The organism is Allorhizobium sp. NPDC080224 (assembly GCF_050281005.1).
Lineage (GTDB): Bacteria > Pseudomonadota > Alphaproteobacteria > Rhizobiales > Rhizobiaceae > Allorhizobium.
Genome location: NZ_JBNNWJ010000001.1, coordinates 820836 through 846766 on the forward strand (window position 1 = coordinate 820836; position 25931 = coordinate 846766).

Sequence of the window (25931 nt, forward strand, 5' to 3'; positions counted from 1 at the left end):
CCCCATGTCCTACGAAGACATCCATCACGGACGGGCTTATGGCCTCGATCTCTCCCCAAATGTCGACACCGCACCCCGCTGGCTTATTCAGGCAACGGCAGCGATCGGGCCCCTCCTGGGCCGCTATGGTCTCGTGATCGCCTTCCTCATCCTCTGGCAGGCCTCGTCGAAACTCGGATGGGTGAATGCATCCGTCTTCCCGCCGCTCGATCAGATCATCGGCGCCTTGTGGAAGGCGCTTTCTTCGGGTGCCATTGTCGATGACATCGCGATCAGCCTGCAGCGCTCCGGCATCGCCTTTGTTGCCGCCGTCGGCCTTGGCATTCCGCTCGGCCTCTTCATGGGGCAGGTGCGGGCTGTCGAGCGGGCACTCGATCCGCTCTTGCAGTTCTTCCGCCAGACCTCGGCGCTCGCCCTTTATCCGGTCTTCATCCTGCTTCTCGGTCTGGGCGAAGCTTCCAAGGTCTTCGTCATCTTCTGGGCGACGCTCTTCCCGATCCTCCTGTCGACCATCGGTGGGGTGAAGGAGGTCGACAAGAAGCTTATCGAGATGGCTCGCACTTATGGCGCTGGCTCTCTGCAGATCTTCCGTCGGGTCGTGCTTCCCGCCTCGGTGCCCGCGATTTTCGTTGGCCTTCGCCTTTCCGCCACCACGGCGCTGCTGCTCCTCATTGCAGCCGAGATGATCGGCGCCAACAAGGGCATCGGCTTCCAGGTGATGAATGCCCAATACAACTTCCAGATCCCGCTGATGTTTGCGGCCATCCTGCTTCTCGCACTGCTCGGCCTCGCCGCCAATGCCGCTCTCGTCCTTCTGCAGCGGCGACTATGCCGCTGGGCCTGACCAGACATCGCCGCATCTCTCCATTCTCTTTATCAAAGGAAACTCCCATGATCTTCCATTCCCGCAAGCTCGCTCTTTCCGCCGCGATTACCTTTGCGCTCTCGGGCTCCGCCTTTGCCGCGGAGGAAGTCAAGTTCCGTTATCTCGCCAGCCAGGGCGGATTGTCCGCCCATGAGTTCGCCGCCGAGCTGGGCTATTTCGATGGCACCGGCATCACCATCGAGAATGTCGGCTATGCCACTGGCGGCCCGGCCTCGCTGATTGCGCTGGCGTCCGGCGATGTCGAGATCGGCAGTGCTGCCACCTCGGCTGTTCTGAACTCGATCATCGGCGGTAACGACTTTGTCGCGGCCTATCCCTCGAACGGCATCAACGACGAGGTCCAGTCGATCTTCTACGTGTTGGAAGACAGCCCCATCCGCGAGATCAAGGACATCGCCGGAAAGACGATCGCCGTGAACACGCTCGGTGCCCATCTCGACTACACGATCCGCGAGGCGCTGCATTCCGTCGGTTTGCCGTCTGATGCCGCCAACCAGATCGTCGTTCCTGGCCCGCAGCTTGAACAGGTCCTGCGCTCCGGTCAGGTCGACGTCTCGGCCTTCGGCTACTGGCAGACGACGTTCGAAGGTGCGGCGAAGCAGAAGGGTGGGCTCCGCGCGATCTTCGACGACACCGATGTGCTCGGCGAAATCGCTGGCGGCTTCATCGTCTTGCGCCGCGACTTCGTCGAAAAGCACCGCGAAGCGGCGAAGGTGTTCGTCGAACAATCCGAGCGCGCCCTCGACTATGCCCGCGAAAACCCAGAGGAGACCAAGAAGATCTTCGCCAAGGCACTGGCCGAGCGTGGCGAGAACCCTGACATCGCACAGTTCTTCCGAGGCTATGGTGTGCGACCCGGCGGCAAGGCAGTCGAGCGCGACCTGCAGTTCTGGATCGACGTCCTCGTCCGTGAAGGCAAGCTGAAGGAGGGCCAGCTCTCGGCCAACGAGATCCTCTATTCCCCCGAGACGGCGAGCAATTGATCATGGCGCTCGCTCAGTCCAACAGCATTCGCGGAGAGGTGACGATCCGTCACCTCTCCAAGACCTATACTCTCAACGGAAAGCCGCTTCCGGTCCTGAAGGATCTCAGCCTCGCCATTCGCTCGGGCGAAAGCCTGGCGATCGTCGGCGCAAGCGGGTCGGGCAAGACGACACTTTTGCGGATACTGGCGGGGCTCGAAGATGCGGACAGCGGCGATGTCCTGATCGACGGCCGTCGTATTCGCGGCGTCGGTACCGAACGGGCCGTCATCTTCCAGGAACCGCGCCTCCTGCCGTGGCTGACCGTTATCGATAACATCGGCTTCGGCCTTGAGACGAGAGGCCTCTCCCGCGACGAGGCGCACTTCATCTCGCAGCGTTACGTCGACCTTGTAGGCCTCAAGGGCTTCGAAACCGCCTATCCGCGACAGCTCTCAGGCGGTATGGCGCAACGCGTCGGTATCGCCCGCGCGCTTGCCGTCCAGCCGGAAATCCTGCTTCTCGACGAACCGCTCGGTGCGCTGGATGCCATGACAAAGATTGGCATGCAGCAGGAACTGGCACGGATCTGGAAGGAGGAGGACGTGACGACGGTGCTCGTCACCCACGATCTCGAAGAAGCAATTTTCCTCGCCGACCGCATCCTGATTCTGCCCCGCGAGAAGGGCGGTGAACCCCGGCTGATCGACATCGACTTGCCCCGGCCCCGCGATCGCAGCGCTTCTGCTTTCGTGCGCCAGCGAGAGGAACTGCTCGGGCTTTTTGGATTGCATTGAAATGGGTCGGATGAAGAGGAAGCGCGGTCTTTGGCTGCGCTTCTTTCTTCGCCTTTAGCGGGCGGCAAGCGACGCGAGCCAAACTGTGGCAGCTATTTTTACATGATGCCGATAACCGGAAATTTGCCTCCGCAGCCCTTTGAGGTCGGCGTTCGCGGGAGAGGTCCGCACACGCCATAGCGGCTGCACCAAGTCACTGTTATCCATACGCAATTTTTAGCTGAAAAAGTTTGGCTGGGGAACCTGGATTCGAACCAAGATTAACGGAGTCAGAGTCCGTCGTTCTACCGTTGAACTATTCCCCACCAGGGTATCGCTGCCGCGATCGGTGAGCGGGCTTATAGCCAAAACATCCGGCATTGCAAAGACCGAATTTCAAAAAAATGACAGCTTTCACAAAAGGCGGCTGAAGCGAGGTTGCAAGCCGTCCGAGGAGGGCGGTGGTCGGCCGCTCGCAGCCGGGCCTGACGCTCTCAGCGCCCCTGTCGAAAAACCGTTTGGTGCTCCGGGCCGGCGCTGGTATGCTTTGTCCAACGAAACGAATGATGACACCTGCGGCATGCGTCAGTTTTGGCGCCTTGCGCGGTGCAGTGGAAAACTTCAGTGACAGACCCCAATCGCGGCGGACAGCCGAACAGCGAGGGGGCGTCGACAGGCAAGCGCAAGGGCGGATCTTCCCGTCGGCGCGGCAAGGGCAAGAAGACGGGGCCGGTGAAAAACGGTCACGAGGCTTCTGCCTCGGCAGGATCGGCGGACATGCCGGTCGCCGAGCGACGTTCCGAATCAGTCTTTGCGGATGGCCCCATCCGCAAGCGAAAGCGCCGTCGTCGCGGCAAGGGCGGCGGTCCCGGCGCTGCGGATGCGACGATTGGCAACCCCAACGGTAAGATCCATGACCGTGGTGTGACGGGCAGCACAGAGACTGCGGCGTCCGCGAACCTGCGGGACAACGGCCGCAGCGAGCAGGGCATGCAGCCTCAGTCGCGTGCGGCGCGGATCGGAGAGCAAGGCGGGTCGGATCCGGCAAGCCCGCGCTCCGGTCGCAAGCGCAAGCGCAATCGAAATCGCCATGCGGTAGCCCAGAAGCCGGGCCATGTGCGCCCGCTGGCCGGTTCCGAGCCGCCCTCGGCCGCTGCGGCAAAGCCGAGTCGAGCCCAGGCGCACGCTGCACCCCACGCACATCCGGTTGCCCATGTGCCGCAAAAGACCGTGCCCGCTGTTGAGCGGGTCCGCCCGGCCCAGGACGGCGGGCCGGATGACCTCTATGCGGCACTCGATCTTGGCACCAACAATTGCCGCCTGCTGATTGCCCAGCCGACCCGGCCTGGCCAGTTCCGTGTCGTGGATGCCTTTTCCCGCATCGTGCGTCTCGGCGAAGGCCTTGGCACCACCGGCCGCCTGTCGCAGGACGCCATGGACCGCTCGGTCGACGCCCTGCGCGTCTGCGCCAGCAAGCTGTCTGGCCGTGACATCAGGCGGATGCGGCTGATCGCAACCGAAGCCTGCCGTGCGGCGGAAAACGGTGAGCTCTTCCTGGAGCGTGTCACCGCCGAAACCGGGCTGCAGCTTGAGATCATCAACCGCGAGACCGAGGCACGGCTTGCCGTTTCCGGCTGCTCTTCGCTCGTCGGCCGGGAAGCGCGCTCCGTGGTGCTCTTCGACATCGGCGGCGGCTCCTCGGAGATTGCGGTCATCCGCATCCACGACAACCGCTCCAGCCGGCTTGCCAACCACATCACCCACTGGACCTCGCTGCCCGTGGGCGTGGTGACGCTCTCCGAGCGCCATGGCGGTCGCGACGTCACGCCTGATATTTTCGAAGGCATGATCCGCGAGGTCGAGGGCATGCTGGCGAAGTTCGAATGCCCCGATATCCCCCGCAGCATGGATGATTTCCACCTGATCGGCACCTCGGGAACAGTGACGACGCTGGCCGGCGTGCATCTCGACTTGCCGCGCTACGATCGTCGCAAGGTCGATGGCCTCTGGCTCTCCGATGCCGAGGTGACGGCGATGCAGGCGAAACTCCTCTCCTGGGATTATGCCGGTCGCGCCGCCAATCCCTGCATCGGCCCTGATCGCGCCGACCTCGTTCTGGCCGGCTGCGCGATCCTCGAAGCGATCCGCCGTCGCTGGCCCTCGAGCCGCATGCGCGTCGCCGATCGCGGCCTGCGCGAAGGCCTGCTCACCGACATGATGGCCGATGACGGCGTTTGGCGCCGCGGCCGCAACCGACGTCCTCCAGTTTTGAGGGAGCGCTGACCATGGCGAAACCACCCATCGGCGGCAACCGCACGGGCCGCAAGCTCGGCCAGAAGGTCAAGAAGGGCAAGCTCAAGGCCTCGTCCAGACGCTGGCTCGAGCGCCACATCAATGACCCCTATGTCCAGCGGGCCAAGCTCGAGGGCTACCGCGCCCGCGCCGCCTTCAAGCTGCTGGAGATCGACGAGAAGCATCAGGTCCTGAAGGGCGCCAAGCGCATCATCGACCTTGGCGCTGCCCCCGGCAGCTGGTCGCAGATCGCCGCCAAGGTGACCGATTCCACCGACGAGGACATCCGCGTCGCCGCAATCGATTTCCTCGAAATGGCGCAGATTCCAGGCGTGAAGATCCTGCAGCTCGACTTCCTGGATCCGGACGCACCCCGCCAGCTGATCGAGGCCGTCGGCGGCACGCCGAACCTCGTCCTGTCGGACATGGCAGCCCCCACCACCGGCCACCAGAAGACCGACCATATTCGCACCATGCATCTGTGCGAAGTGGCGGCACACTTTGCCGTCGAGGTTCTGGCCGAAGGCGGACATTTCCTTGCCAAGACCTTCCAGGGCGGCACGGAAAAGGATCTGCTCAACATGTTGAAGCAGAATTTCCGCCAGGTCCTGCATATCAAGCCAGCCTCGTCGCGCCAGGAATCGGTCGAGATGTTCCTGCTTGCCAAAGGCTTCAAGGGCCGCAATGGCCCAGGCGTTGTCGAACTCGACGAGGAAGGTTTCGCCCGCGATCCGCGCGAAGATATTCCCGCCACCGAGGATCTGGATCAGGACTGAGGCCAAGCTGGAAGCGCGGTGTCTTGAGCCGGGGCTAAGCGGAGGGAGCGTCCGTCATGTTTACTTATATCACCGTCGGCATCAACGATCTGCCTCGCGCCATCCGCTTCTATGATGCCGTCCTTGCCACGCTCGGTATCGAGCGCCGTGAAACGGACGAGAACGAGGCGGGTTATGCCACCACCGGCGATAGCCGCTGCCGGTTCTGGATCAATCATCCCTTCGATCGCCGCGCGGCATCGGTGGGCAATGGCTCCATGCCGGCCTTCGAGGCGTCTTCGCGGGCAGCAGTCGATGCGTTCCATGCCGCAGCAATCGTCCATGGCGGCACGGACGACGGCGCCCCCGGCATTCGCCACTTTCATCCCAATTTCTATGCCTGTTACGTCCGCGATCCCGACGGCAATAAGCTTTCGGCGCTTTGCGAGCGGCCCGAATAGTCACTTCACACTAATGGTCTCGTCCTCGCTTGCCCGCCGGTAGCCGGAAACGGCCGAGCCGACGTCGCGCGGCAGGCCGAAGAAGGGGACGACCGCAAACAGCGACAGTCCTGCGACGATCGCAAACGCCAGATGGAAATCACCGAGCGACAGCTCCCCGCCTGACATCCGCGTGCTGGCTTCGAGGATCGAGGCGGCGGCGGCGACGCCGAGCGCCAGGCTCACCTGCTGCAGTACGGAGGTGAGCGAGGTCGCTTGCGAGGCAGCGCGATCCTCGATCTCTGCATAGCCAAGGGTGTTCACTCCGGTGAAGAAGAACGAGCGGCAGAAGCCGCCGACAAGCAGGATCGCCATGATCAGAAGAACAGGCGTCGCCGGCGTGAACAGCGCATTGGCGGCCGTGGTCAGCGCGCCGAAGATGCCGGCCATGATCAGCACGTTGCGGAAGCCCAGAGCGGCAAAGGCACGTCTTGCGATGAACTTGGTGGAGATCGCCCCGACGGCGGCAATGAAGGTGATCATGCCGGATTCGAAGGCGGTCATGCCGAAGCCGAGCTGCAGCATCAGCGGCAGCAGGAAAGGCGTGGCACCGGCCGCGATCCGGAACAGCGTGCCGCCGACGACCGAGGCGCGGAAGCTTCTGTTGGCAAAGAGGGTGAGGTTCAGGATGGGTGCGGGATGTCGCCGGGCGTGCAGCACGTAGAGGATCATCGACAAAATGCCGATCAAGGTCGCGGCGGCACCGACCCAGATAGGCAAAGCCGGAAGGCTCATGACCGATAGACCGAAGACCAGACCGGATGCCGCCGAAGCGCTCAGGAAAAAGCCCTTCCAGTCGATCCGCGCCGTCTCGACCGGCTCGATCTCGGGAAGGTAGACGCTGGACAGCCAGAGGCCGGCGAGACCGATCGGGATATTGATCAGGAAGATCCAGTGCCAGCTGAAGAATGTCGTGATGAACCCGCCGACCGGCGGCCCGGTAATCGGGCCAAGCAGGCCGGGAATGGTCAGGAGCGCCATGGCGGAGACGAGTTCGCTCTTCTTCGTGGTGCGCAAGAGAACGAGACGTCCGACCGGCGTCATCATAGCCCCGCCCATGCCCTGCAGGAAGCGGGCAGAAACGAAGGTAAGAAGCGAATCGGAGATGGCGCAGAAGAGCGAGCCCAGCATGAAGACGACGATCGCCGCACGAAACACCCGCTTGGCGCCGTAGCGATCCGCCATCCAGCCACTCGCCGGAATAAAGATCGCAAGCGCCACCATATAGGAGGTGAGCGCCAGCTTCAGCGTAATCGGCCCCACCCCGAGATCGGCTGCGATCGTGGGAAGCGCCGTGGCGATCACGGTCGAGTCCATTTGCTCCATGAAGAGCGCGACGGCGAGGATCAGGGGCGTGATGCGGTTCATCGGCATTCCGGGCGGCACCGCAGCTGCGGCAGAGGCCGGTTCTCATACCCCAATCGCGCTGCGGTTGAAACTCGACAATTACGATCGGCAGTCTGCAGCGAGCCGCGGTTCCGACACCTGCGGCGAAACACCATCACGATGGTGTGAGAGCGCTACCCGGCGCGAAGCTTTCCCCTATGTCGAGGTCAGCCCGCGCAGGGGCGAGGTGATTTTTTTGAGGAGATTGCAATGGTTTCGATGAAAAGACGCATGTTGCTCGGAAGCGCCGGTGTAGCCTTGGCCGCCCCGCTGATCATGACCCGGGCTGCAGTTGCACAGCAGTCGGGAGCCGATACGTCAATGAATATCAATCACGCCATGCCGCCGGAAACCCACCGCTTCAACGTCGGCAAGTTCGAGGTCGTCGTGGTCAAGGATGGCGCACGGCCCTCCGGCAACCCGCAGGAAACCTTCGGCACCAATCAGAGCGTGGAAACTGTGGGCGCCCTTCTGGAAGCGAACTTTCTGCCGCCTGACAACTTCGTCAACAGCTTCGCCCCCGTGCTCGTGAACACCGGCTCCGAGGTTATTCTGTTCGACACCGGTCTCGGTGAGGGCGGTCGCGCCAATGGTCTTGGTCGACTGGCAGAAGGTCTGACCGCTGCTGGCTACAAGCGCGAGGACGTCAGCATCGTGGTCCTGACCCACATGCATGGCGACCATATCGGCGGCCTGATGGAGGGCGGTCAGCCGGCCTTCCCGAATGCGCGCTATGTGACAGGTCAGGCTGAGTACGACTTCTGGGTCGATACGGCCCGCGCCGGCACCCCGGCCGAAAACGGCCACAACGCGGTCCTCGCCAATGTTCAGCCCATGGCAGACAAGATGACCTTCATCGGCGATGGAGGCGAAGTTGTCTCCGGCGTGACTGGCATGGCGGCCTTCGGCCATTCGCCGGGCCACATGATCTATCGTCTGGAATCGGAAGGTCGCGAACTTGTTCTGACGGCGGACACCGCGAACCACTTCGTCCTGTCGCTGCAGCGTCCGGATTGGGAAGTGCGATTCGACATGGATAAGGCCGCCGCCGCCGCGACCCGTGCCAGGGTCTTCGACATGCTGGCGACCGACAAGCTCGCTTTCCTCGGCTATCACATGCCGTTCCCGGCTGTCGGTTATGTCGAGAAGGTCGACCAGGGCTATCGCTACGTGCCGAAGGCCTACCAGTTCGACATCTGAGCCAGATCAGGGGCCGCGCAAAGGTGCGGCCCCTTCATTGTAAGGATTACTGACCGGCGAAGATTTCGTCGGTGGCCTGCTCGATGAACTGATGGATGCGGCTGTCGATATCGGCATCGCTCACAGCGACACCTGCCGAGGAAAAGTCCTGGCGCAACTGCTCAAGCAGCCGATGCGGCTCGACAACCTGCTTGACGGCAACGGTGCGCGCATAGGCTTCGACATCGTCGAGCCCCATCGTATAGGCAGCCCATCGGCCGACCATCTTGCTGCCGCGCACGCGGGCCTTGAACTGGATTTCCGCCTGGCGGGCGAACTGGTTTTCGAGTGCCTGAGCACGCTTCTTCAATGCAGTCATTGTCGATCCCCTGGTCTTCTTGTTCTTGGTTGTGCCCCCAGCCCCGAGAGCACATCCCTTATATAAGCAAGAGCTTCAAGGACCGTGTAGCAGCTCGATACAATTCTAACGATCGCGGATTTTTCTGTATTGGCGCGGCCTCGATCGGCCGCCTGGGAACTTTGCCAGCTTTTGCTATTCCTTTCCTGTCATGAACGTGTTACCAGCCCTCGCCAACTTCCAAGCATTTCATGCAGAAGCGACCGAACGGGATTTCTCGTTTTCCGGCCGGATTCTGCCTATTCAAACGAAGGAATTGGCAATGGCACGCATCGTAATGTCGGCAACTGGCGCAGAAGCGCTCACCTTTGACGACGTCCTCCTGCAGCCGGGGCACTCCGAAGTGATGCCGGGGCAGACCAACATCGCGACGCGGATTGCCCGGGACATCGACCTCTCTCTTCCGATCCTCTCCTCCGCCATGGATACCGTAACCGAAAGCCGCCTTGCGATCGCCATGGCCCAGGCCGGCGGCATCGGCGTCATCCACCGCAACCTGACCCCCACCGAGCAGGCCGAAGAGGTCCGCCAGGTCAAGAAGTTCGAGAGCGGCATGGTCGTCAATCCGGTGACCATCGGCCCCGAGGCAACACTGGCCGAAGCCAAGGCGCTGATGGGCGCCCATGGCATTTCCGGCATTCCGGTTGTCGAAGGCTCAAGCCGTCCCGGCCGCCTCGTCGGCATTCTGACCAACCGCGACGTGCGCTTTGCGTCTGATCCGAGCCAGAAAATCTACGAACTGATGACCCGCGAAAACCTCGTGACGGTCAAGGATGGGGTCGATCAACAAGAAGCCAAGCGCCTCCTGCATGCCCACCGCATCGAGAAGCTCCTTGTCATCGACAATGAAGGCCGTTGCGTCGGCCTTATCACCGTCAAGGATATCGAGAAGTCGCAGCTTAACCCGCATGCCGCTAAGGATGCGCAAGGGCGTCTGCGCGTCGCCGCTGCGATCTCCACCGGTGACGACGGCGTCGAGCGTGCCGAGCGCCTGATCGACGCCGGCTGTGACGTGATCGTCGTCGATACCGCCCATGGCCACAGCCAGAAGGTTCTGGATGCCGTCGCGCATGTGAAGAAGATGTCGAACGCCATCCGCATCATCGCCGGCAACGTGGCAACGGGCGAGGGCACTCGCGCGCTCATCGATGCCGGCGCTGACTGCGTCAAGGTCGGTATTGGCCCGGGCTCGATCTGCACCACCCGCGTCGTCGCCGGCGTCGGCGTTCCCCAGCTCGCAGCCGTCATGGCGGCTGTCGAGGAAGCCAACAAGCTCGACATTCCCGTCATCGCCGATGGTGGCCTGAAGTTCTCGGGCGACGTCGCCAAGGCGATCGCGGCCGGCGCCTCCGCCGTCATGGTCGGCTCGCTGCTCGCTGGCACGGATGAAAGCCCGGGCGAGGTCTATCTCTACCAGGGCCGCTCCTTCAAGGCCTATCGCGGCATGGGCTCCGTCGGTGCCATGGCCCGCGGCTCGGCCGACCGTTACTTCCAGGCGGAAGTGCGCGACACGTTGAAACTCGTGCCCGAAGGCATTGAAGGCCAGGTTCCCTATAAGGGTCCGGTCTCGGCTGTGCTGCACCAGCTCGCCGGCGGCCTGAAGGCCGCCATGGGTTATGTCGGCGGCAAGGACATCAAGGACTTCCAGGAAAAGGCGACCTTTGTGCGCATTTCCGGTGCCGGCCTTCGCGAAAGCCATCCGCATGGGGTGACCATCACCCGCGAAAGCCCGAATTACCCGGGCGCCGCGTGATCCTGGAACGAACACCCGGACCGCGCCGGGCGCCGCTCCTCTGGGCAAGCGGCGTCCTGTCGGCTGGGCTGCTCGCCTGGATGCATATTGGCTTTGCACGACCGTTCGTTGGATTGACCGGCGGACGGGCCATGCCCGACCTGGATATTGAGAGCACGGGGCAGGGGCTGCTTGCGCTGAAGTCGCTTCTGGAGACGAGGCCGGAAGCGGCCGAACTCTTGCGCGCCATGCATCTCGGTCCCGACCTCCTGCTCCCGGCGGTGCTTGGCCTGTTTCTCTTCCTGCTGATGCGACAGGCCGCGCCGGGTGCGACCCTCTATGGCCGCCCGGCCGAGCGTCTGCTGCCGGCACTGACGGCTCTGCCCGCGGCCTATGTGGCAGTCGACTATGCCGAAAACATCCTGAGCCTGATGCTTTTTCCGCCCGCGATGCCGGCGTCGGGCACCGCAGACCTTCTGGCGGAAGCCATCTCCTGGCTCACGCGTCTGAAGTTTGCCGCTCTCGTCATTTCGGGCATCCTCATTCTGCGGCTGACTTTTGGCCCGAAGCCCGAAAACGAGCCCTGATTCCTCCGCCGCATCAATTTAAGGACGTGATTTTCCATGACCGGTTTTGAAATGTTCTGGCCCCTCGCGGCCCATGCCTTTCTCGTTTTCTGCCTCTATGCCCTGCTGGTCATGCGCCGCGCCTCGGTCGTCCGTTCGGGCAAGGTCGAGCGCATTGCCTTCCGCGAAAACCTCGCCGAGCCAGAAGAGAGCCGTGTCGTCAATCGGGCAATCGCCAACCAGTTCGAACTGCCGGTCCTCTTCTATGCGGTGTCCGTGCTGCTCTTCATCACCGAAGCCGACAATATTGTCGCCGTCGTGCTCGCCTGGATCTTCGTCGCCGCCCGCTACGTCCAGGTTGCCATGCAATTGACCGGCAACCTTCCGCTTCGCCGTCTCTCCTTCATGCTGGGCTTCGTCGCGCTCTTTCTCATGTGGGTGTGGCTCGTCGCCTGGATGGCGACCAGCTGACGGCTTGACCCTTCACGGCAACGTGTCTGGGCGCTCCGTGCCTCGGCCCTATCTTGCCGTGGCATCCCATCCGTCCCCCGAGGAGAGTGTCATGTCGAAGCCCGAAATCACGCAAGGTATGATCGATGCCTATGACGAATACACCCACCTGACCCTCGACCGCCGCGGCTTCATGCAAAAGCTGACGGCGCTTGCAGGTTCCGGTGCCGCCGCTGCCGCCATCATGCCGATGCTCGCCGCCAATCAGGCAAATGCCGCAATCGTCGAAGAGACGGACGCGCGCCTCGACGTGTCGGACGTGACCTATCCCGGCGCATCCGGTGAAATGAAGGGTTATCTGGCGATCCCCAAGGACGCCGCCGACCGGCTGCCCGCCGTCATCGTCATCCATGAGAACCGTGGCCTCAATCCGCATATCCGCGATGTCGCCCGCCGCATGGCGCTTGAGGGTTTCGTCGCACTCGCGCCCGATTTCCTGTCGCCCAATGGTGGCACGCCGGCCAATGAGGACGAGGCACGCAGCATGTTCCAGTCGCTGGACATGGCTGGCGCCACGGCCAATGGCGAGGCGACTCGCGCCTTCCTCGCCGGGCACGAAAAGACCAATGGCAAGGTTGGTGCGATCGGCTTCTGCTGGGGCGGCGGCATGGTGAACCGCATGGCGGTCGCATCCCCAGAACTCGGCGCCGGCGTCGCCTATTACGGCTCGCAGGCCCCGGCCGATCAGGTGCCGTCGATCCAGGCACCGCTGATGCTGCATTATGCGGGTCTTGATGAGCGCATCAACGCCGGTATCGACGCCTACAAGGCCGCCCTCGACGCCAATGGCAAGACCTACGAGCTGCACATGTACGAAGGCGTCAATCACGCCTTCAACAACGACACCTCATCGGCGCGCTACGACAAGGCAGCTGCCGACCTTGCCTGGTCGCGCACCGTCGAGTTCCTCAAGAAGAACCTTGCCTGATCGAGGGTGGGGGAGGCGTCGCGCTTCCCCCGTTACCCTGCATGACATTTCTATGAAATCTCCCCGTCTTTGATGCCGATCAAGTCGCAGCCGGTCTTCTCCGCATAACGTTGCCCCAGATCGCGGGCACACGCCCTGCGAGCAATCAAGCGAGGGAGACAGACATGGCATCGACAATGAAGGCTGCGGTGGTCCGCGAATTCGGCAAGCCGCTTGTGATCGAGGAAATGGCGATCCCGGAACCGGGTCCAGGCCAGATCCTGGTCAAGTACGAAGCAACTGGCGTTTGCCATACCGACCTGCATGCCGCCAATGGCGACTGGCCGGTCAAGCCCAACCCGCCTTTCATTCCCGGCCATGAGGGTGTCGGCTATGTTGCGAAGCTCGGCTCCGGCGTCTCCCGCATAAAGGAAGGCGACCGGATCGGCGTGCCGTGGCTGCACACAGCCTGCGGCTGCTGCAATCCCTGCCGCACCGGCTGGGAAACGCTTTGCGGTAGCCAGCAGAACACCGGCTACTCGGTGAACGGCACCTTTGCTCAGTATGGCCTTGCCGACCCCGACTATGTCGGCCGCTTGCCGGATAATCTTGAATTCGGTCCGGCAGCCCCCGTGCTCTGCGCCGGCGTTACCGTCTACAAGGGCCTGAAGGAAACCGAAGTCCGTCCGGGCGAATGGGTGGTCATCTCGGGAATCGGCGGCCTCGGTCATATGGCCGTGCAATATGCCAAGGCCATGGGCATGCATGTGGTCGCCGCCGACATTTTCGACGACAAGCTGAAGCTTGCCAAGGACCTTGGCGCCGATGTCGTCGTGAACGGCACGGCCGCCGATGCCGTCGAACAGGTACAGAAGGCAACCGGCGGCGTACATGGCGCACTCGTCACAGCCGTCTCGCCAAAGGCCATGGAACAGGCCTATGGCTTCCTGCGCTCCAAGGGCACCATGGCGCTGGTCGGTCTGCCGCCAGGCTTCATCTCGCTGCCGGTCTTCGAGACGGTGCTGAAGCGCATCACCGTACGCGGCTCGATCGTCGGCACGCGTCAGGACCTTGAGGAGAGCCTGCAATTTGCCGGTGAAGGCAAGGTCGCCTCGCATTTCAGCTGGGACAAGCTGGAAAACATCAACGCGATTTTCGACCGTATGAAGGAAGGCAAGATCGACGGCCGTATCGTTCTCGATCTCGCAGCCTGATCCGAAACGACAAATGGAGGCGGTATCACGGATGCCGCCTCTCTTGCATTTCTGACAGGTGGGCTTGGACTAGTTGCCCGACTGGATGACGGCGATCCGCGGCGGTGCGCTGGTGCAGGCGGTGTCTTCGCAGATGCCCGAGATCCAGACCTCGCCATTGCCGATCATGACGCCTTCTGAGTTGACGAAGAGATCGCCGTATTCCTGGTTGGACACGGCTTCGACGATCGTTTCGGTGAAGACGCTGTCATAAGCCTCCAGCAGCTCCTGCTCCGAAGCATAGGTCGCCTCGTCACCGTCGATGGTCACGGTGATCGGATAGTTCACGAGGCTGACCACGATATCGGACTTGCCTTCCTCGAGCGCCACCTTGAAGGCGTAAAACAGCTCCTTGTAGTCTGCGACATCGCCGAGGAGGGTTTCGATCTGTTGATCGACCGAGGCTTCATCGGCTCGCGTGACCTGGGTTGTGAAGACGGCTGCGGCGAGCGCAGCGGAAAAGAGAATGGCAGTCGATCGGATCATGTGATGTTGGTCCCCGGACAAGCTTCACCCTCCTGATAATCCAGATCTGCGATGGCGCATCGCATCACTTTTGGAGGGACCTGCAATAGAGCGCGGTAATTGTGAACGCAGAGTGAAGGAGGCGGGTCTGGTTGCCCGACTGACGCGTCGCTATATATTGCGTTGCAGCAAGATAGGGATCGCGACATGACGCAAGCAGAGACCGACGCCGCAACCGACAGGATCTTCGTCTTTCAGGGCGGCGGCGCGCTCGGTGCCTATCAGGCAGGCGCCTACGAGGCCTTGCACGAAAACGAGGTGGAGCCCGACTGGCTGGCCGGCATTTCCATCGGTGCGATCAATGCTGCCATCATCGCCGGCAGCCCGCGCGAGACGCGCATCGCCAATCTCCGGGACTTCTGGCACACCGTGTCGTCGACTCTCGATTTTGGCTGGACCGCCAAGGACAATACGCTCCGCCGGATGCAGAACGATGCCGCGGCGATGACCGCCATGGCCTTCGGCATTCCGGGTTTCTTCTCGCCGCGTTTACCGACCTTCCAGCAGTTGTTCGCCAATCCGGATCACCGCGTCAGCTTCTACGACACCGAGCCGCTGATGAAGACACTCGACCGGCTGATCGATTTCGACCTCCTCAACGACTGCCAGACGCGGCTGAGCCTCGGCGCAGTAGAAGTCCGCTCCGGCAATTTCGCCTATTTCGACAATCGCAAGAACCGTCTCGACGCCCGTCACATCGCCGCCTCCGGCGCCTTGCCGCCGGGATTTCCGCCGATCGAAATCGATGGCCGACACTATTGGGACGGCGGCCTTGTCTCCAACACGCCGTTGCAGCACGTGCTCAATGTCAACGATGCCTCGCGCGACCTCGAAATCTTCCAGGTGGATCTCTTCAATGCGCGGGGTGACATGCCGCGCGACCAGTTCGAGGTGGAAAGCCGGATCAAGGAGATCCGCTACTCCAGCCGCACGCGCATGAACACCGACGATTTTGCGAGGCGGCAGATTGTCCGCCGCGCTGCCAAGCGTCTCCTCGAAAAGCTGCCGCCGGAGTTCCGCGACGACGAGGACGCGCAGATCCTCCGTTCCATCGGTCACGAGTATGACGTGACCATCGTTCACCTGATCCACCGGCGCGCGTCGCACGCCACCCATGCCATGGATGCGGAATTCTCCCGCCGCTCGATCGAGGAGCATTGGAAGGCAGGTTACGACGACGCCTCCTATACGCTAAAGCATCCGAAGTGGCGCAATCGCGGTCGCCCGAAGGACGGCATCCAGATCTTCGACCTGGCGCGCGAGCGTCATCTGCAACTGGAAGCTTGAGGACCGCGACCTTTTTTGTGGGAGAAGCAACCAAAGATGGGTGCTGCCTCTTGCATTAACACTTTTGCCAGACCGCTCGATTTATGTCGGTGACACAAATCTGACAGCCATGACGGTTGCAGCGGATGGGGGGAATGATGAGCGATTACGCCGTGGAGGGGCGACTGCAACTTCGCAAGAAGCCGCAGCAGGAACGAAGCATCCAGCGACTGGAGGCCATTCTCGAGGCTGCCATCGAGCTTTTTCTCGAAAAGGGCGTCGCAGAGACAACGATGAGCGAAATCGCGGTACGGGCCGGAATTTCGATCGGTTCGCTGTACCAGTTTTTTCCCCAGAAGGCGGCCGTGATCAAGGCGCTGCATGAGCGGTTCTCGGCCGAGCTCGAAGGATTCATCCGGCAGATCTTTGCAAATGTCCAAACGCTGGATGAGGCGGCAGAGCGCGCCGCGGACAGTTTGATTGAGCTGAATGCCATGTTTCGCGAACAACGCATCTATATGTCGTTGTGGCAGGCAATCGTCGTCGACAAGGATCTCTCCCAGCTGTCGCACGAATTTCACGAGCAGATCATCGCAAGCTTCTACCGCGATCTGTCGCATCTCGTCCCACAAAGCGAGTTCGAACGTTTTCGCGTCAACATCAAGCTGATGATCCTCGCAACCGGCGAGGTCATCCGCTTCACCACCCAGCAGCCGGACGAGGTTGCACGGGTTCACCTCGACCAGTGGCGCCGCATTATTCGCAGCAGCATCTTCGCCTTCTGATCGGCCTCACCAGCCGGGGATCATGTTCCCGGCCCGCAGCCTCGGATAGTAGCGCGAATAGGTCTTCGGCTCACCATCCATGTCGTCCTCGACCTGTGCCGGGGTGATGTTGTCCAGGCAGGCGGTGATGTGGTCTGTGATCGCATTGACCAGCGAGGTCGAAAGCCCTGGCCGCTTCATCAGGCCGATCTGCACCGGCGGCAGCGGCGGAAAGCCGTCATTCGCCGTCAGGACCTTCATCCCCGTTCGCAGCGCTGATTCCGGCAGGATCGACACCGCCATGCCGGCAAGCACAGCGGCCGCAACGACGGTCGAAGACCAACTGGTGAACAGGATCTGATACTCACGACCATCCGCATCCAGCGCCGAGCAGGCGAGCTGCCGCCACTGGCAGTCGCGTCGTCCGACCGCGAGCGGCACGGGCGCATCGTCCTTCAGCGGGTGATTGGCTGATCCAACCCAGCAGAGCGGTTCGGTCCGTACGACATCGGACTGTCTGAGCAGCGGATTGTGGGTCACCAGCGCGATATCGAGTTCGCCCTTGCCCATCTTGTCGGCAAGATCCATCGACGGCTCGCAGACGATGTAGAGCTCCACATTCGGATGCGTCTTGGCGAAGCGTCCGATGATTTCGGGCATGTAGCGGTCGGCATAGTCGTCCGGGGTGCCGATCCTGAGCGTTCCCTCGAGCCTGTTGTCGTCGAAGGCCGCGATTGCTTCCGAATTCAGCCGGATGATGCGCCGCGCATAATTCAGCAGCTTGTCGCCATCGGCAGTGAGCCGGTTGCCCCGGCCATCCTTGATGAACAGCTGCTTTCCGACCCGTTCTTCCAGGCGGCGCATCTGCATGGAAACGGCGGACTGTGTCTTGAAAACACGGCCAGCAGCCTTGGTGAAGCTGCCGGTGTCAACGATGGCAATAAAGGTCTGCAACTGATCGATATCGAGGGGAGCCGACATGAGAGTGATCCATCAGAAGGGTTGATGGCTACCATTAGAAACATTCGTTGGACTGATCAATATCCTTTCGGCATCTTCGTGATCGTAATCCTCACCGACCGGTCTCCGGCCAAGCATCCACTTCCAACCCTCATCGCCTGTCCGCTTTCTCGCGGACGGGAGAAATTCCTCGTGCCCGCTGAAAGGAACTAGCCATGCGCACGAACGATCGGATCCTCGACTTTGACCTCGACCTCGCCGGTGACCGGCCGGCCCGGACGCTTGCCGCGCGTCTGTACCGCCTCCAGGCATGGATCGGATCCCTTCGTGTGGCCGTGCGCAACCGACTTGCCGCGAACAGCCTCGCCGATCTCGACGAGCGCCTTCTGAACGACCTCGGCCTCAGCCGGGGTGATGTCCAGGATGTACTGCGTCGACATGGCTATGCTGACGATCCTTCGCAGCAGTTGACCCGCCTGGCGCGTCGCCGCGCCGAGCGATCCCTTCGCGGTCACAAGACCGATTGAAACACGCTGATCCATCCCCGCAGGGTGATAGCCAATAGCCCTGCCTCTTGCCCGGTCCGATTATTCTGGACCGGGCTTTTTTGTAAACGCTAAAATAATAATGAGTGGTGTGAAATACGAGGGGAAAAGCGACCGGAAGTAACCTGTTGCTAACGAGGGTATGTCAGCGATGAAAACGCCTGACGTGCTACCTTTTTCGGAGACCCCTCATGCGTATATCGACCAAGCTGCCCCTGGCCGCCACGCTGTTTGCCCTCGTGATCCTGAGTGCCTCCGTGGCCATCGGTCTGGTTCAGCAGAGCCGCATCCTTGATGAGCAGGTCTACCAGAAGCTTGAGGCGACAGCCGACGGTCGCCGCAACGAGGCACGCCGCTTCCTCGAAGCCATCAGGCTCGACGCGCGCGGCACCGCCGCCGACATGATGACCCAGCAGGCGCTGTTCGGCATCACCGGTGCCTGGCCGAAGCTGGGAGACGATCCGGCCGCTGAACTGCAAAAGCGCTATATCGACGAAAACCCCAATCCCGCCGGCGAGAAGCAGAATCTCGACAGCGCCAAGAAGGACAGCTACGACCGCGCCCACCGTCAGGGCCATGCAACCTTCCTCAAGCATCTTGAGGCGCAGGGTTACTACGACATCTTCCTGATCGATGCCGATGGCAACATCGTCTATACCGTGAAGAAGGAACGGGACTTCGCCACCAATCTCATTGATGGCCCCTACAAGGACACAGGCCTGGCGCAGGTCTTCAAGAAGGCGATCGCGAGCGACGATCCCGAAAGTTTTGCTAATTCGGAATTCGAGGCCTATGCGCCCTCCGGCGGCGCGCCGGCAGCCTTTGTCGCTGTTCCCATCATCATGAATGAGCGCAAACTCGGGGTGCTGGCCTATCAGCTGCCCAATGATCAGTTGAACAGCATCTTTGCCAACACCCGAGGCCTTGGTCAGACCGGGGAAACGGTCCTGATCGACAAGGCCGGCATGCTGGTGTCTGACAGCGCCCGGACGTCAGATGTCGACAGTCTGAAGGTGAGCCTGTCCTCATCCATGCTGGCCAGCGCCATTGGCGGCCAGGATGCGAGCGGCGACATCACTGGCTATCGCAACATGACGAGCTATGCGGCCGTGGTTCCGCTCGACTTCGGCGACGTCCGCTGGGCGGTTGTGGCGCTGATCGGCGAGGACGAGGTGGGCGCGCAGCTGGTCACCGCGGGCCTGAAATCAGTCGGCATCGGTGCAGTGCTCGTGCTGGTCGGCTCGCTGGTCGGCTTTATCTTCTCGCGCAGCCTCACCCGTCCGATTTCCGAACTCGTTAGCTCCATGGGTCAGCTGGCCGACGGCAATACGAACATCGACCTCAAAGGTATCGACCGTTCCGACGAAATCGGCGACATGGTGCGGTCGGTCGCCGTCTTCCGGCAGGCCGAGATCGACAAGCGCGAACTCGAGGCGGAAAACGAAAGCCGGCGCACGGCCACCGAAAGCGAGCGTCACCAGCGCGAGGCAGAGCGTGCTGCTGCCCAAGCAGAGCTTACCGAAGCCATCGACGTGCTCGGAACAGGTCTGCAGCGTCTGGCCAATGGCGATCTGACCGGCACGATCCGCAAGCCGCTTGCCGGCAATCTCGACCGGCTGCGCCTCGACTTCAACGCCTCGCTCGAACGCCTGTCGGGCACCGTTGCCGCCGTGCACGGCAATGTCACCGAGATCAACCGCAAGAGCAGCACGGTGAGCTCGTCCACCGCCGACCTCAGCCTGCGCACCGAACAGCAGGCGGCGGCTCTGGTCGAGACCTCGACTGCCATCCGGCAGATCATGGATGCGATCCGCCATTCCTCGGAACGCGCCGAGAATGCCTCGCGTCTTGCTCGCGAGGCCCGGGCCAATTCCGACCGCTCTGGCGAAATCGTCGGCGGCGCCGTCGATGCCATGCAGCGCATCGAGAATGCGTCGAGCGAGATTTCCAAGATCATCAACGTCATCGACGAGATCGCCTTCCAGACCAACCTGCTGGCCTTGAACGCAGGTGTTGAGGCGGCCCGTGCCGGTGAAGCCGGCAAGGGCTTTGCCGTCGTCGCCCAGGAAGTCCGCGAACTTGCTCAGCGCTCGGCGACCGCCGCCAAGGACATCAAGGCCCTCATCACCAAGTCGGGTGATGAAGTCGCAACCGGGGTCGGCATGGTTCGTGAAACCGGCACCGTGCTCTCGTCGATCGCGGGCCAGGTGGTGCAGATCGGCGATCACATCCATTCGATCGCGTCGGCTGCCAAGCAGCAGTCGGCAAGCCTCAACGAGATCAATGATGCGGTTGCCCGCATGGAGAATGTCACCCAGCAGAATGCACGGGCTGCCGAACAGACCAATGCCGACATGGCGGGGCTGACCCGCGATGCCGAGATGCTCTCCGGTCTCGTCGGGCAGTTCACGCTCGAAGCCAATGCCACGACCATTCAGAACCGCTTCGCCGACCAGCGCGACACGAGCTTCGGTCGTCCGGTTCCGCCGGCACCGTCCCAGCCTGCCTCATCAACCGGAGCCGCGGCAAAGCCCGCGACGCGATCTTTCATCAAGCCGAAGGTGGCACCGGCAGAAGCCGGAAGCCGAGCCGTGGCGTCTCCAGCACGCTCGCTGATGGACAAGATCTCGATCGGCCTTGGCGCCAAGCTCAACCAGGCGAAGGACGGTAAGCCTGACGGAGAATGGGAAGAATTCTGAGGCTGCACGACCGCTGAAATGGAAAACGGCGCGGGAAACCGCGCCGTTTTCGTTTGCCTGCGATGCTTCGGCCGCTTAAGCCTTGTCTTCGGGAGCCTGATCGGCAGGCTCCGGCGCGTCCTTCCGCGATGCCGTAAGGTAGGTGTCGAAGATCTGCTCCATGCTCTTCTGGTAGCTCTTCTGCACTTCAAGCCCGCTGTCGAACATGGTGTTGACCATGGCCGCAAAGCTTTCCTGCGCTTCCTTCTCCGGAGCCTTTGGCGCTTCTTGCTGAGGTTTCGGCGCTTCTGCTGGCTGCCCGGTCATCTGCGCCGTATAGGCGGTAGCCATGTCCTGGAAGGCCTTGGTGAAGGGGTTGTCGAGGAAGGGGTTGGCGGCTGCCTGGGGTTCCGGCTTTTTCTGACCGCCCATCATGTCCTGGAAGGCGCGCATGAACGGATTGTCGAACATCGCCGCCGCCATCGCAGCCGGCTGGGGCTGCGGCTTCGGCTGCAGGCCGGTGTTCTCCAGCCATTGCTGCATCATTGCCGCCATGGGCGTTCCGGCAAAGGCATTGGCGCCCGGGAACTGTCCGGTGGTCTGCTTGAAGAGCCCACCCATCAGCGTGTCGGCCATGGCGGGCATCATCTGCTTCAGGATGTCCTGTCCGATGCCCGTCAGTTGCGCTGCCTGCGCGGCGATCGCCCGCGACACCTCTTTCGATCCGAAGAGCTGTTGGAGAACCTGATTGCCGTCGGCGATGCCCTGTGGCGTGAAGGCCGAGCTCATGTCCTCGAAATATTTGGCATAGTTGCCCGACGTCATCGCCTGGACGAGGGCGGAGAAATCATAAGGATTGGTGGTGTTGCGCTTGAAGCCCGAGGCGAAGGCCGGCATCAGCGCTGCAACGGCCTTGGCGGCCTGTTCCTGCGCCAGACCATATTGTTTGGCCATGGCGTCCATCGCCATGCCGTTCTGGGCCTGCAGCATCATGTCGAACAGTGGCAGCATGGCATTTCTCCCCGGATGCGTGCAGATGATTCAGCACTATATCCGGAATGGCCTTCAGGCAAACCGCTTTTTGCCTGAAGGCTCAATGCCAGGCGCGGCGCGATCGCTTGCTCAGTACTGATAGTCCTCGAAGACCGGCTCGACCGACGCGTTCCACCGTCCGTGGTAGAGAGCCAGCATGTCATCGGCCAGCGTCATCCGCTTGGCGAGAACCTCGTCCAGCGTGTTCAGGAACACCGTCTCGTCCTGGCCTTCGGAATTCAATTGGCCGCGCGCCTTCAGCCCCGCGCGGGACATTTCGACGACCTCGCGTGCCACCTCCATCAGCGGGCGCCCCGCGACTGATGCCTTGAGCCCCTGGACCGGAACCGCATCGCGCATGGCAATCACGTCCTCGACGGTCCAGTCGGCAGTCAGATCGTCGGCCGCAGCCAGCGCCGTTTCATCGTAGAGCAGGCCGACCCAGAGCGCAGGCAGCGCACAGATGCGCCGCCACGGGCCACCGTCAGCGCCACGCATTTCGAGGAAGCGCTTCAGGCGCACATCGGGGAAGAGGGTGGAGAGGTGGTTGGTCCAGTCCCCCAGCTGCGGCTCCCAGTCGGCGATCTCGCCCTTCAGCGCGCCATCCATGAACTGGCGGAAGGTGATGTGGGTACAGTCGTGGTAGCGCCCGTCGCGCACGATGAAATACATCGGGGCATCGATGGCCCAGGCGACGTAATCGCCGAACGAGAAGTCCTTCGAGAAGGTGAAGGGCAGCACGCCGGCGCGGCGGTTGTCGGTGTCGCGCCAGATGTCGCCGCGCCAGGAGAGAAGCCCGTTCGGCTTGCCTTCCGTGAACGGCGAGGAGGCGAACAGCGCGGTTGCCAGCGACTGCAGCTTCATCGACACACGCATCTTCTGCCGCATGTCGGCTTCCGACGAGAAGTCGAGGTTCACCTGGATCGTGCAGGTCCGGTACATCATGTCGAGACCCTGGCTGCCGACCTTCGGCATATAGCGGGTCATGATGTCGTAGCGTGATTTCGGCATACGCGGCGTCTCGGCCAGCGACCACTTCGGGCTGCCGCCGATCCCCAGGAAGCGGATGCCCATCGGCTCCGCGATTTCCCGAAGCACTGCGAGATGCTGGTTCGATTCCCTGCAGGTCTGGTGCAGTGTCTCGACCGGTGCGCCGGACAGTTCGAACTGGCCGCCCGGCTCGATCGAGATCGCGCCCATGCCGTGTTGTTCGCCGAGCCCTATGATGTTCTCGCCGTCCATGATCGGCTCCCAGCCGAGCTTCTCCTGCATGCCCTTGAGGAGGGCCGAGATGCTGGCTTCGCCATGATAGGGAACCGGGCTGTGGTCGGCCCGGAAGAAGGCGAACTTCTCGTGCTCGGTGCCGATCCGGAACTGCTCCTTCGGCTTGGATCCGGCCGCCATATAGGCAGCCATGTCGTCGAGAGTGCCGAGAGGGGTCTGGTCGGTGGTGTCACGGGCCATGGAAGCTACCTTGCTGGGCGTCGCCGAGTGGGCTCGATCGAGGCCCACCACTGTGGCTGATTGAACCGGATTTCTGTGCCGTGCAAGTGAAAATCTCTCATGCACGGCTCAAAAAACTGGAACGAAGTGAAGTGGAAATAAAGGCTAGCGCCAGTCGCCGATGGCGGCCTGCACGACGGCCATTGCGGCGACCGCGGCCGTGTCTGCTCTCAGGATGCGGGGCCCGAGCGGAATGGCCGTCACGAAGGGCAGGGACCTCAGCAACTGACGTTCCTCGTCGGAGAAGCCGCCCTCTGGACCCACCAGAAGCGCAAGCGACTTTTCCTCGATCCGCGAGAGCGCGGGCAGGGGATTTTGCGTGGTGCTGTCTTCGTCGCAATAGATGATCCGGCGATCGGACGGCCAGCGGTCGAGCAGGTCGCGGAGCTTGACCGGCTCGACGACCTTCGGAATGGCGAGCACACCACATTGCTCGGCGGCTTCCACCGCATTGGCCTGCAGGCGATCGATGTTGCCGATCTTGCCCTGAACGTGTTGTGTCATTACCGGCTGTAGAATGCCGGCGCCCATCTCGACGGCTTTCTGCACGAGGTAATCCATGCGGCCGACCTTGAGCGGTGCGAAGAGAAAATGCAGGTCGCAATCGTCAGGCTGCGGGCGTGTCTCTTCGGCCGGCGTGATCATGATCTTTTTGCGTGTCGGAAAATGCACGCGCGCCTTCCACTCGCCATGCCGCCCGTTGAAGACGAGTAATTCGGCACCCTCTTCGAAACGCAGCACATTGGCGAGGTAGTTGAACTGCTCCGCCGTCGCCTCGAAGGCTTGGGCAAGAGCAAGGTCGGCGGTCACAAAGAGCCGCTGCATCCGGTAATTGGCACGCATGATTGTCTCGTCTCCGGGATCAAAGAGCGATCAGAGACATAACCCAATAAAGCACGGCTGCAAGGGCAGCCGACGCCGGAACGGTGATGATCCACGCCGCCACGATCGTCATGAAGTGCGAACGGCGCACGAGATAACGACGGCGGATCTCTTCGGGATTGCGCTCCGGCTTCGGCTCGATCACGAAACGCTCCGCCTTGTTGCGCATGTATTCCATGCGCCGCTTGGAATTGCGCGTGTACCATTCACGGAAGAAGCCGACGCCGAAGACGGCACCGACGGCAATGTGGGTGGAGCTGACCGGCAGGCCCAGCGCCGACGCCACGATCACGGTGATGGCTGCCGAAAGCGAGACGCAGAAGGCGCGCATCGGGTTAAGCTTGGTGATCTGCTCGCCGACGAGCCGGATTAGGCGCGGACCGAAGAGAAGCAGACCAAGCGAAATGCCGGCAGCACCGATGACCATGACCCAGAAGGGCACCGTGACCTGCCCCGAAATCTCGCTGTCCTGCGCGGCATGCACGATCGCCGAGAGCGGGCCGATGGCATTGGCCACATCATTGGCGCCATGGGCGAAGGAGAGCAGTGCGGCCGAGAAAATGAGCGGCAGCTGGAAGAGCTTGCGCAGCGACTGGTTTCGGTTCTCCAGCCCGCGCGACTGTCGGCGGATCAGCGGCACGCTGAGCCACCACGACAGGAAGCCGAAGGCAAGGCCGATCAGGCAGGCCTGCAACAGGCTGATCGAGATGAGCTTATTAAGGCCCTTGAGCGCAAGATAGGCGATGAAGGAGCCGGTCATGATCCCGATCAGCACCGGCACCCAGCGCTGAGCCGCCGAGATCTTGTCTTCGCGATAGATGATGAATTCTTTGATGAAGGCGAGGAAGAGTGCAGCAATGACTCCGCCAAGGACTGGCGAAATGACCCAGCTTGCCGCGATGCCGCCCATGACGCCCCAGTCGACGGCAGACATGCCGGCTGCCGCGACACCTGCGCCAAGAACGCCGCCCACGACTGCATGGGTCGTGGAGACAGGTGCGCCGATCCATGTCGCGAGATTGACCCAGAGCGCTGACGATAGGAGCGAGGCCATCATCGCCCAGATGAAGACATCGGCACTCGGCATCTTGCCCGGATCGACGATGCCACGCGAGATCGTGGAGACGACATCGCCGCCTGCGATCAGCGCACCGGCCGTCTCGAAGACCACGGCGATGGCGAGCGCGACCCCCATGGTCATCGCACGAGATCCGACCGCGGGGCCGACATTGTTGGTAACGTCATTCGCGCCGATGTTCATCGCCATATAAGCGCCGATCGCGGCTGCAGCGACGATGATCCAGGCGCCCGGCCGGTCCATGGCAAGCGCTCCGGCAAACACGGTGGCGAGCACCATGAAGATCAGCGCAATGCCGAGTGGCGCAAAACCTCTGGACACGTGCTGCGCCGCTTCCTCGACATGGGCGATCTTGTCGAGATCCTTGTCGAGGGTCGGCTTCACAAGTTTCGGCTTTTGCTTGCCCATGGCGGGTGTCTCCGGAAGAGGGTCCCTGTCCGGTTTCCTCGTTCTCTTGTTGTAGCGGCGGATGATGACGCTTGATCCGTACGCGATAGGCGCGCCACGGCAGATCTCATCGGGTCGCAGAAGCCCCTAGCGACAAAGCGGCCGCGCTGCAATATGACAGTTTTGTGA

At 62.2% G+C, this 25931-nt stretch carries 25 protein-coding genes and 1 tRNA gene; 17 read left to right on the plus strand and 9 right to left on the minus strand.

The genetic code is table 11. The annotated features are described in order from the left end of the window. Nucleotides 1-4 precede the first annotated feature (4 nt). From ACQKP1_RS03925 to ACQKP1_RS03935, 3 genes are read left to right on the plus strand one after another with little or no spacing between them, the layout of a single operon-like run. Nucleotides 5-844, plus strand: coding sequence for an ABC transporter permease (locus tag ACQKP1_RS03925; RefSeq protein WP_427274264.1), 840 nt, complete (start codon nt 5-7; stop codon nt 842-844). A gap of 47 nt (nt 845-891) precedes the next feature. Next, a complete protein-coding gene (locus ACQKP1_RS03930; RefSeq protein WP_427274265.1) occupies nt 892-1869 on the plus strand; it encodes an ABC transporter substrate-binding protein in 978 nt (325 codons plus the stop codon). A gap of 2 nt (nt 1870-1871) precedes the next feature. After that, nucleotides 1872-2645 (plus strand): ABC transporter ATP-binding protein, encoded by a 774-nt coding sequence (locus ACQKP1_RS03935; RefSeq protein ID WP_427274266.1) that lies wholly within the window; start codon nt 1872-1874, stop codon nt 2643-2645. A 231-nt stretch (nt 2646-2876) separates the two neighbouring features. On the opposite strand, the gene ACQKP1_RS03940 is transcribed toward ACQKP1_RS03935, so the two are convergent. Next, nucleotides 2877-2950 (minus strand) — tRNA-Gln (locus ACQKP1_RS03940). Between the two features lie 298 nt (nt 2951-3248). Between ACQKP1_RS03940 and ACQKP1_RS03945 the strand changes: the two genes are divergently transcribed. Genes ACQKP1_RS03945 through ACQKP1_RS03955 form a run of 3 tightly spaced genes read left to right on the plus strand, consistent with a single transcriptional unit; the run spans nt 3249 to nt 6132 of the window. Beyond that, complete coding sequence (locus tag ACQKP1_RS03945) at nt 3249-4907, plus strand: Ppx/GppA phosphatase family protein (protein ID WP_427274267.1); 1659 nt, start codon at nt 3249-3251, stop codon at nt 4905-4907. 2 nt (nt 4908-4909) lie between these two features. Continuing rightward, nucleotides 4910-5692, plus strand: a complete 783-nt coding sequence (locus tag ACQKP1_RS03950) for an RlmE family RNA methyltransferase (RefSeq protein ID WP_427274268.1) — start codon at nt 4910-4912, stop codon at nt 5690-5692. A gap of 56 nt (nt 5693-5748) precedes the next feature. Further along, a complete protein-coding gene (locus tag ACQKP1_RS03955; protein WP_427274269.1) occupies nt 5749-6132 on the plus strand; it encodes a VOC family protein in 384 nt (127 codons plus the stop codon). On the opposite strand, the gene ACQKP1_RS03960 is transcribed toward ACQKP1_RS03955, so the two are convergent. Beyond that, nucleotides 6133-7539, minus strand: coding sequence for a DHA2 family efflux MFS transporter permease subunit (locus tag ACQKP1_RS03960; protein ID WP_427274270.1), 1407 nt, complete (start codon nt 7537-7539; stop codon nt 6133-6135). Here ACQKP1_RS03960 and ACQKP1_RS03965 point away from each other — a divergent pair. Continuing rightward, nucleotides 7529-7780 (plus strand): hypothetical protein, encoded by a 252-nt coding sequence (locus ACQKP1_RS03965; protein ID WP_427274271.1) that lies wholly within the window; start codon nt 7529-7531, stop codon nt 7778-7780. The genes ACQKP1_RS03960 and ACQKP1_RS03965 overlap by 11 nt on opposite strands. Then, entirely contained in the window at nt 7768-8757 is a 990-nt protein-coding gene (locus ACQKP1_RS03970) for an MBL fold metallo-hydrolase (RefSeq protein ID WP_203013050.1), read from the plus strand. Before ACQKP1_RS03965 ends, ACQKP1_RS03970 begins: the two co-directional genes overlap by 13 nt. A gap of 46 nt (nt 8758-8803) precedes the next feature. On the opposite strand, the gene ACQKP1_RS03975 is transcribed toward ACQKP1_RS03970, so the two are convergent. Continuing rightward, nucleotides 8804-9115 carry an ATPase inhibitor subunit zeta gene (locus tag ACQKP1_RS03975; RefSeq protein ID WP_006726542.1) on the minus strand — a complete coding sequence of 104 codons (312 nt, stop codon included), beginning with the start codon at nt 9113-9115 and terminating at the stop codon, nt 8804-8806. A 301-nt stretch (nt 9116-9416) separates the two neighbouring features. On the opposite strand from ACQKP1_RS03975, the gene guaB reads away from it, so the two are divergent. From guaB to adhP, 5 genes are all read left to right on the plus strand, one after another. Beyond that, nucleotides 9417-10907 carry an IMP dehydrogenase gene (guaB, locus tag ACQKP1_RS03980; protein WP_203013053.1) on the plus strand — a complete coding sequence of 497 codons (1491 nt, stop codon included), beginning with the start codon at nt 9417-9419 and terminating at the stop codon, nt 10905-10907. Between the two features lie 131 nt (nt 10908-11038). After that, complete coding sequence (locus ACQKP1_RS03985) at nt 11039-11473, plus strand: hypothetical protein (RefSeq protein ID WP_427274272.1); 435 nt, start codon at nt 11039-11041, stop codon at nt 11471-11473. A gap of 36 nt (nt 11474-11509) precedes the next feature. Continuing rightward, nucleotides 11510-11923 (plus strand): MAPEG family protein, encoded by a 414-nt coding sequence (locus ACQKP1_RS03990; protein ID WP_006726545.1) that lies wholly within the window; start codon nt 11510-11512, stop codon nt 11921-11923. A 91-nt stretch (nt 11924-12014) separates the two neighbouring features. Then, on the plus strand, nt 12015-12890 hold the full coding sequence (locus tag ACQKP1_RS03995; protein ID WP_427274273.1) for a dienelactone hydrolase family protein: 876 nt from the start codon (nt 12015-12017) through the stop codon (nt 12888-12890). Nucleotides 12891-13054: 164 nt separating this feature from the next. After that, nucleotides 13055-14083, plus strand: coding sequence for an alcohol dehydrogenase AdhP (adhP, locus tag ACQKP1_RS04000; protein WP_427274274.1), 1029 nt, complete (start codon nt 13055-13057; stop codon nt 14081-14083). A 69-nt stretch (nt 14084-14152) separates the two neighbouring features. Here the strand turns inward: adhP and ACQKP1_RS04005 are convergent, their stop codons facing one another. Further along, nucleotides 14153-14608 (minus strand): hypothetical protein, encoded by a 456-nt coding sequence (locus ACQKP1_RS04005; protein WP_427274275.1) that lies wholly within the window; start codon nt 14606-14608, stop codon nt 14153-14155. A gap of 186 nt (nt 14609-14794) precedes the next feature. On the opposite strand from ACQKP1_RS04005, the gene ACQKP1_RS04010 reads away from it, so the two are divergent. Together ACQKP1_RS04010 and ACQKP1_RS04015 are read left to right on the plus strand one after the other, a co-directional pair. Next, nucleotides 14795-15934 (plus strand): DUF3734 domain-containing protein, encoded by a 1140-nt coding sequence (locus tag ACQKP1_RS04010; RefSeq protein WP_427274276.1) that lies wholly within the window; start codon nt 14795-14797, stop codon nt 15932-15934. A gap of 134 nt (nt 15935-16068) precedes the next feature. Next, nucleotides 16069-16698 (plus strand): TetR/AcrR family transcriptional regulator, encoded by a 630-nt coding sequence (locus ACQKP1_RS04015; RefSeq protein ID WP_427274277.1) that lies wholly within the window; start codon nt 16069-16071, stop codon nt 16696-16698. Between the two features lie 6 nt (nt 16699-16704). On the opposite strand, the gene ACQKP1_RS04020 is transcribed toward ACQKP1_RS04015, so the two are convergent. Further along, nucleotides 16705-17658: a LysR substrate-binding domain-containing protein gene (locus ACQKP1_RS04020; protein ID WP_203013072.1), complete on the minus strand. Its 954-nt coding sequence runs from the start codon at nt 17656-17658 to the stop codon at nt 16705-16707. Between the two features lie 194 nt (nt 17659-17852). On the opposite strand from ACQKP1_RS04020, the gene ACQKP1_RS04025 reads away from it, so the two are divergent. Both ACQKP1_RS04025 and ACQKP1_RS04030 read left to right on the plus strand, forming a co-directional pair. Then, nucleotides 17853-18164 carry a DUF1127 domain-containing protein gene (locus ACQKP1_RS04025; protein ID WP_427274278.1) on the plus strand — a complete coding sequence of 104 codons (312 nt, stop codon included), beginning with the start codon at nt 17853-17855 and terminating at the stop codon, nt 18162-18164. Between the two features lie 209 nt (nt 18165-18373). After that, nucleotides 18374-20881: a methyl-accepting chemotaxis protein gene (locus ACQKP1_RS04030; protein ID WP_203013076.1), complete on the plus strand. Its 2508-nt coding sequence runs from the start codon at nt 18374-18376 to the stop codon at nt 20879-20881. Nucleotides 20882-20956: 75 nt separating this feature from the next. Here the strand turns inward: ACQKP1_RS04030 and ACQKP1_RS04035 are convergent, their stop codons facing one another. From ACQKP1_RS04035 to ACQKP1_RS04050, 4 genes are all read right to left on the minus strand, one after another. Next, the gene (locus ACQKP1_RS04035) at nt 20957-21871 is read right to left on the minus strand and encodes a DUF937 domain-containing protein (protein ID WP_203013078.1); all 915 of its coding nucleotides are present in this window, start codon (nt 21869-21871) and stop codon (nt 20957-20959) included. A gap of 111 nt (nt 21872-21982) precedes the next feature. After that, nucleotides 21983-23356, minus strand: a complete 1374-nt coding sequence (locus ACQKP1_RS04040; protein ID WP_427274279.1) for a glutamate--cysteine ligase — start codon at nt 23354-23356, stop codon at nt 21983-21985. Between the two features lie 144 nt (nt 23357-23500). After that, the gene (locus tag ACQKP1_RS04045) at nt 23501-24238 is read right to left on the minus strand and encodes a 16S rRNA (uracil(1498)-N(3))-methyltransferase (RefSeq protein ID WP_427274280.1); all 738 of its coding nucleotides are present in this window, start codon (nt 24236-24238) and stop codon (nt 23501-23503) included. Between the two features lie 19 nt (nt 24239-24257). Continuing rightward, the gene (locus ACQKP1_RS04050) at nt 24258-25763 is read right to left on the minus strand and encodes an inorganic phosphate transporter (RefSeq protein WP_427274281.1); all 1506 of its coding nucleotides are present in this window, start codon (nt 25761-25763) and stop codon (nt 24258-24260) included. Nucleotides 25764-25931 lie beyond the last annotated feature (168 nt).

What these genes read in the sequence shown, in the direction of transcription:
- ACQKP1_RS03925 (WP_427274264.1), top strand. Translation starts at nt 5, where the DNA reads ATGTCCTACGAAGACATCCATCACGGACGGGCTTATGGCCTCGATCTC.
- ACQKP1_RS03930 (WP_427274265.1), top strand. Translation starts at nt 892, where the DNA reads ATGATCTTCCATTCCCGCAAGCTCGCTCTTTCCGCCGCGATTACCTTT.
- ACQKP1_RS03935 (WP_427274266.1), top strand. Translation starts at nt 1,872, where the DNA reads ATGGCGCTCGCTCAGTCCAACAGCATTCGCGGAGAGGTGACGATCCGT.
- ACQKP1_RS03950 (WP_427274268.1), top strand. Translation starts at nt 4,910, where the DNA reads ATGGCGAAACCACCCATCGGCGGCAACCGCACGGGCCGCAAGCTCGGC.
- ACQKP1_RS03955 (WP_427274269.1), top strand. Translation starts at nt 5,749, where the DNA reads ATGTTTACTTATATCACCGTCGGCATCAACGATCTGCCTCGCGCCATC.
- ACQKP1_RS03965 (WP_427274271.1), top strand. Translation starts at nt 7,529, where the DNA reads ATGCGGTTCATCGGCATTCCGGGCGGCACCGCAGCTGCGGCAGAGGCC.
- ACQKP1_RS03960 (WP_427274270.1), bottom strand. Translation starts at nt 7,539, where the DNA reads ATGAACCGCATCACGCCCCTGATCCTCGCCGTCGCGCTCTTCATGGAG.
- ACQKP1_RS03970 (WP_203013050.1), top strand. Translation starts at nt 7,768, where the DNA reads ATGGTTTCGATGAAAAGACGCATGTTGCTCGGAAGCGCCGGTGTAGCC.
- ACQKP1_RS03975 (WP_006726542.1), bottom strand. Translation starts at nt 9,115, where the DNA reads ATGACTGCATTGAAGAAGCGTGCTCAGGCACTCGAAAACCAGTTCGCC.
- guaB (WP_203013053.1), top strand. Translation starts at nt 9,417, where the DNA reads ATGGCACGCATCGTAATGTCGGCAACTGGCGCAGAAGCGCTCACCTTT.
- ACQKP1_RS03985 (WP_427274272.1), top strand. Translation starts at nt 11,039, where the DNA reads ATGCCCGACCTGGATATTGAGAGCACGGGGCAGGGGCTGCTTGCGCTG.
- ACQKP1_RS03990 (WP_006726545.1), top strand. Translation starts at nt 11,510, where the DNA reads ATGACCGGTTTTGAAATGTTCTGGCCCCTCGCGGCCCATGCCTTTCTC.
- ACQKP1_RS03995 (WP_427274273.1), top strand. Translation starts at nt 12,015, where the DNA reads ATGTCGAAGCCCGAAATCACGCAAGGTATGATCGATGCCTATGACGAA.
- adhP (WP_427274274.1), top strand. Translation starts at nt 13,055, where the DNA reads ATGGCATCGACAATGAAGGCTGCGGTGGTCCGCGAATTCGGCAAGCCG.
- ACQKP1_RS04005 (WP_427274275.1), bottom strand. Translation starts at nt 14,608, where the DNA reads ATGATCCGATCGACTGCCATTCTCTTTTCCGCTGCGCTCGCCGCAGCC.
- ACQKP1_RS04010 (WP_427274276.1), top strand. Translation starts at nt 14,795, where the DNA reads ATGACGCAAGCAGAGACCGACGCCGCAACCGACAGGATCTTCGTCTTT.
- ACQKP1_RS04015 (WP_427274277.1), top strand. Translation starts at nt 16,069, where the DNA reads ATGATGAGCGATTACGCCGTGGAGGGGCGACTGCAACTTCGCAAGAAG.
- ACQKP1_RS04020 (WP_203013072.1), bottom strand. Translation starts at nt 17,658, where the DNA reads ATGTCGGCTCCCCTCGATATCGATCAGTTGCAGACCTTTATTGCCATC.
- ACQKP1_RS04025 (WP_427274278.1), top strand. Translation starts at nt 17,853, where the DNA reads ATGCGCACGAACGATCGGATCCTCGACTTTGACCTCGACCTCGCCGGT.
- ACQKP1_RS04030 (WP_203013076.1), top strand. Translation starts at nt 18,374, where the DNA reads ATGCGTATATCGACCAAGCTGCCCCTGGCCGCCACGCTGTTTGCCCTC.
- ACQKP1_RS04035 (WP_203013078.1), bottom strand. Translation starts at nt 21,871, where the DNA reads ATGCTGCCACTGTTCGACATGATGCTGCAGGCCCAGAACGGCATGGCG.
- ACQKP1_RS04040 (WP_427274279.1), bottom strand. Translation starts at nt 23,356, where the DNA reads ATGGCCCGTGACACCACCGACCAGACCCCTCTCGGCACTCTCGACGAC.
- ACQKP1_RS04045 (WP_427274280.1), bottom strand. Translation starts at nt 24,238, where the DNA reads ATGCGTGCCAATTACCGGATGCAGCGGCTCTTTGTGACCGCCGACCTT.
- ACQKP1_RS04050 (WP_427274281.1), bottom strand. Translation starts at nt 25,763, where the DNA reads ATGGGCAAGCAAAAGCCGAAACTTGTGAAGCCGACCCTCGACAAGGAT.